The organism is Desulfobacula sp. (assembly GCF_021107415.1).
This window is the reverse complement of record NZ_JAIOSW010000084.1, coordinates 1-5370: the sequence shown is the minus strand read 5'-3', so window position 1 is coordinate 5370 and position 5370 is coordinate 1. Positions and strand designations below refer to the sequence as shown.

The window sequence follows — 5370 nt, the reverse complement described above, 5'->3', positions numbered from 1 at the left end:
CAGATTTAGCCTTTATCAGCCAGGCACATCTGTGCACGATGGTTTTTGTTTTTCCGGAACCAGGGCCTGCAAGTACCAGCATGTTTTTTTCAGGCGGTGACGCCACAATGGTTTCCTGGATGCTGTTCTCAAGGGACTGGATAATCTTTTTGTAAGCTTCTGCGGTCATGGCTGTTTGAATGATCTCTTTTTCATCTGGAAAATATTGACTTATAAAGGAGTCATAGGAAAATGAAAAATAATCACTTACAAAATTAAGGGCGGTCTTTATCTTTTCCAGGCCCAGCCTTGCAAATTTTTCCATGACATGAACCTGTACATTCTTCTGGGCGTAATGATGGGACAACGGCTCGTAGTCCCCTTTGGTATACTGCCTTTTTCTAGTCCCCGGAAGCATTGTAATCGTCATTGCCTGCCGGAACACGCCAAGGCCATTCTGCAAGGTGATAATTTTCACATCGTGCAGATATAAAAGGGATCTTTCGATCAAAGGCCGGATATCCCCCTTGAATCCGGAAAGAAAAACATCTGTCTTCATGGCATCCATGATATCGGTGACGAAAAATTCTGCCAGAACCTGGGCCTGTCCCTTCCTTAAGTTAATCGGAAGACATGAAATAATGGTCGTAAGAATGACCCGGGATGCCTGATGCCGCAATTCTATTCTTTTTTTAATCTCCTGCCAGGAAAACTTCACATATACCTGGAGCTGATCTACCCCCCTTCTGCCGCTTATCTTCATGCTTTTTCCCAGGCTTTCCCCCTTATCATTGGCAATAGACCTGAGAATTCTTTCCACGGTATCAGCATTGATATTTTTAAATTCACTGTCTTTCAGGCGCTGGGACATGAGCCGGAGATTGAATACATCCGCCCTGTCAGGGGACAAATATGAATCCGGTGCCATTTCTTCCATGATTTTAATCATCTGTTTCTCAATTTCAGCAAAATATTCAAAACTCTTTGGAGAACTGCCTTTGCCCTTTGGCTTTACAAAGGCTGTCATGACAACCCCTTCCCTTATCAGGCCGGCGTTTGCCATATCCGACAAAAGGGTGATGACATGACGGGAATCCAGATATTTTTCAGGTAAATCCTTTATCTTTCCAAGGGCGACACAGATCTCATCTGCCGACAAAAGCGTGTTGGAATCGGCATTGAATAAAAAATTTAAAATGGTGATAAAAACAGCTCTCATGATCTTTGAAAGATTGAGTTTCTCGATCTTTTTGGCAGCTTCTTCCATATTTTTGACCGCAGGTGTGCCTTTAAAAAAGAGGGTCTGGTTAAAGGAGCGTTCCACAAACCCCTTTCTTTCAAGCCAGCTGACGCCAATACTGGCTCTGGCATCATTACCGCCAAAATCTTCGTATCCGATCAGGCGCATGATTTCACCCGGAGTAATGATAATTTCAGGTGTTTTAGCGCCTCTTTTTTTCAATAGCCCAAGAATTTTTTTGATATCTTTTATGGAAAGTTTTGAATAGGCATTCAAGGAGAACTGGTTCTCGATATCCTCCTGCTCGTATAAAAGGATGCAGTCCGAGGGTTCCATATCCCTTCCGGCACGGCCTGCCTCCTGCAGATAATTTTCAAGGGAGCCGGGAATATCTGCATGGATGACAAGTCGTATATCCTTTTTGTCGATCCCCATACCAAAGGCATTTGTAGCACAGATCACCGGTATCTTTCCTTCAACAAAATCGTCCTGGATATTTTTCTTGTCCGGTTCACTTCTTCCGGCATGAAACGCCTCACAAAAGATCCCTTTTTCATTTAAAAATCCGCTTAAATCTTCCGTATTCTTCCGTTTTGAACAATAAACAATTGCGCCGCCTTTGCGGTCTGCAAAAATTTCCTTAAGGCAATTGAAAATTACGTCATATTTTTCATTCTCTGTCACCGGCCATACCTGAAAATTAAGATTTTCCCTTTGCACGCCCCCGATAAAACATTCAAGGTCAATGGACAATTTTTCTGTAAAATGACTTAAAATTTCTTCTATGACATCCTTTTTCGCTGTTGCCGTAAATGCCCCTACAAGCGGAGAGTTGCCTGAGTTCCTGCTGTAACCTGCAATAAACTCGGAAACATGGAGATAATCAGGCCTGAAATCATGCCCCCACTTGGAAAGACAATGGGCTTCATCAAACACCCAGCACCCCACATTCCTTGATTTGATCAGCTGGGCTACACTGAAATTACGCATCTGTTCCGGAGAAAGGTATAAAATACCGATATCACCCAGCCTTACCCTCTCCATCACAGCCCCCCGTTCCGGAAGGGTGAGGCTGCCGTTAATGGCTGCGGCTGTTTCAGTTCCGGTGGTCCTGTTCAAATTGTCCACCTGATCCTTCATCAATGCCTTGAGCGGTGAAATCACAATGGTCAGCTCTCCCAGCCGGTCATGCCTGTGAAGAGCAGGTACCTGGTAACAGATGGATTTTCCCCCGCCCGTGGGAAGGATACCAAGCAAAGGACTTCCGTTCAGGTTTGAGTCAATAATCTGTTTTTGAAGCTGCCTTCCATCGGCCAGCGCCCTGTACGTTTCAAATCCAAAGTATTTTTTCAATAATTTTTCAGAATCATTGTGCTCCCTGCAAAACGCACAGCCTTCATCACTGCACGAATACCGAAGTTTCCTGATGATACCGGGAATTTCAGGATATTCATGCTTTACCCAGGGCGGTATGATTGAATTACCTCCCGAGACCATGATCCAGGAAAGAACATAAGCCAGCACAGGTCTTTTGGCAGCAAGACCGGAATATTCTTCCCAGATCTCCCCAAGACCTGTCCTGCAGACCTTCCCTCTGGAAAGGTCCTGAAATATTATTTTTGCCTCTTTCCTGTCCGGAACCTTTCCGGCCAGAAAATGAAACAGATCAAAAATTCCCTTTAAACCAAATCTTTCATTGCCGGAACAAATATTTTTAAAGGCAAAAGCATAAAACGCACTAAGTCCCGGCTCTCTTCGCCTTAAAGCACAAAGAGCCGCCATCTGATCTTCAAAAATAACCCGGGCCAGCTTTGCATCGGCAATGGGGTCATTTTTGCTGTTTTTAACCAGCTTATAGTCTTTAACCAGTTTGTGATACGGATTTTCAGGAAAGGCAAGAGGGGATAAAAAAAGGGTATCAATAACAGGAAGGTTTAAAAAACCAGCCTCGGGAAAGGCATCCCCGGCAACAGGCAGGTCATGATTGATAATATTGTGACCCAGGATATAGTCGGCATCTTTTGAAAATTCAGACAGATCAGCCAGAGCGGCTTTTAACTGTTTTATCTCCTTTCTCTGAAAGGTTTTATCCTTGAAAACAGCCCCGATATGATAGGTATTCCCATTGGGAACCGCCTCAAAATCAAATGAAAGAATATTTTCAAACCTGACCTGAATATCAGATACCAGGCCCGGGTTAAAGGTATCTTCTGGTGTCATGGATTTTTTTTATGCCCCTCAAATAATTAGTCAAACTCAATTTTATTCAGGATCAATCCGGAGGAAGGGGCAATGTGTCTTAATGGCTGATTATCACACCCTTTAAGAGATTCTTTGATATCGTTTAACCCTGTTTCGCCTCTTCCAAGACTCAGCAGCTGCCCCATGATCAACCGCACTTGATACCGCATGAATCCTTTTGAATGAATGTGGTAAGCATAGCTTTTTGCCGGAAAAAAATTGGCTTTAAAAATAGTATTCTCCTTAATTTTGCTGACCAATATTTCTCTTTCAGATATTATCCCCGATTTTGGTTTTGTGCAATATTTTATAAAATTATGTTTTCCTTTAAATAATAAAGCGCCCTGTTTCATCAAATCAAGATCAAGATCATCTTGAAATGAACTGATAAGGGGTGCACTAAAGGGGTGACACTTTTCTCCAAAAGAAAACAGATAAATATACTCTTTGATTCTCGGGGCATTAATAATATTAAAGAATTTGTCCTTTTCCTCAATCTTTATCACTTTGATATCATTGGGTAAATTTTGATTAAAATCCCTGAACAATTGATTGATATTTAACGGATCATTGACAAAAAGTTCAAATGCAGAATGATTGGCAGATACTTTTGCATCTGTCCGGCTGGTTCCTAAAATTTTAAAGTTCGTATGGCCTAGAATGAATCGAGCTGTTTTTTTGATCATGAATTCAATGGTTTTCAACCCAGGCTGTTTAAGCCAGCCATGGTATCGGTAACCCAGGTATTGAATATGAATCAAGTAGTAATATTTTTTCATAACTTCATTCCACAAGGGCTTTCTTTTTTTGATTAAAGCACAAAAAATCATCTAATAAAGGAATATCATCCGTTGTAATACAAAAATCGATCTCTTTTTTATCTTTATTTTTTAAATAATAGAATTTCCTTGTCTCTCCAAAACAATCTTCCCGAAAATGGATTTCTTTTTGCAGAGCACAGGCAACAGTGTTTTCTAACTTAATACCTGAATCACCAATGACCTGGCCAGTATCATAGAAATAGAACTTGGGTGCTTTTTGAATTGCTCTGGCAATATTTTTATGAAAAGGAGGTACTTTAAAAATGACATACATATTTTCAAATCATTTTAATCTTTTTTTCTTTAATTCAGATACGATTATCGCCACAGCTAACAGAAAACAAATTGCCGCTATCCCTAATGGCAGGGAAACATTTTTATTTACCCCGGTCTTAAGGACTGATGACCCAGGGTTGGCTGGATTATAATAAACAGAGACTTCTCCACCAACAGGATACTTTTTGAGGACATCGTTGGCGCTGCTCCGGGTTTTCTGGTAATTGTCAGAAGCTGTAACGCGTTCGCCTATGTAGAATTTTCCATCAACAGTATATCTGTATTTTACAGACAATCGATATTCCTGTTTCTTATTTACTGTCGTAGGCACTGCTCTTGCATAGGTCATCTTGCCCTTGACAGCAGGCCAGGCGGCGCTCTTCTTTCCCAAATTATATCTGTAAAGGCCGACACCACCAATAATCAGCCCAAACACCAAAAGCACCACAACCATGGTAACCGGACTACTCTTTTTACTTTTTGGAACCGCATCTTCTCTCGCCATTTTCAATACTCCTTTTTTATCCATAATCAGCAAATAAAGCTAAGTTAACGCTTTATCTGTAACACAATCTTAAATCTTCCCAATATCACCGGTATGTCGTATGACTACTGAGCTGCCACGGGAAAATCTGCAGTAATAGTTTGAGGCTGACCTATAATGATTTTGACATTCTCAAACTTTACAACCTGCTTTGTATCCTTTATGTTGGTGACCTTGATTGTGTATATGCCTTCTGCCAGCATTTCCGTGCGTTGTCCGTTCTGGGTCCAATTTTTAAGCACCTGTTTACCGGCACTGTCATAGCCCTT

General features: G+C 41.4%; 5 protein-coding genes. All 5 read right to left on the bottom strand.

Annotated elements, in window-relative coordinates:
• Positions 1 to 3439 (bottom strand): RecQ family ATP-dependent DNA helicase (locus K8S13_RS04375; protein ID WP_291460730.1); only part of this gene is annotated, 3439 nt, incomplete at its 3' end.
• A 26-nt stretch (positions 3440 to 3465) separates the two neighbouring features.
• On the bottom strand, positions 3466 to 4239 hold the full coding sequence (locus K8S13_RS04370; protein WP_291460729.1) for a tRNA pseudouridine(38-40) synthase TruA: 774 nt from the start codon (positions 4237 to 4239) through the stop codon (positions 3466 to 3468).
• A 4-nt stretch (positions 4240 to 4243) separates the two neighbouring features.
• Entirely contained in the window at positions 4244 to 4555 is a 312-nt protein-coding gene (locus tag K8S13_RS04365) for a DUF4143 domain-containing protein (protein WP_291460728.1), read from the bottom strand.
• 9 nt (positions 4556 to 4564) lie between these two features.
• Entirely contained in the window at positions 4565 to 5086 is a 522-nt protein-coding gene (locus tag K8S13_RS04360; RefSeq protein ID WP_291460727.1) for a DUF3592 domain-containing protein, read from the bottom strand.
• An 80-nt stretch (positions 5087 to 5166) separates the two neighbouring features.
• Positions 5167 to 5370: hypothetical protein (locus tag K8S13_RS04355; protein ID WP_291460726.1), on the bottom strand; the 204-nt coding region annotated here is incomplete at its 5' end.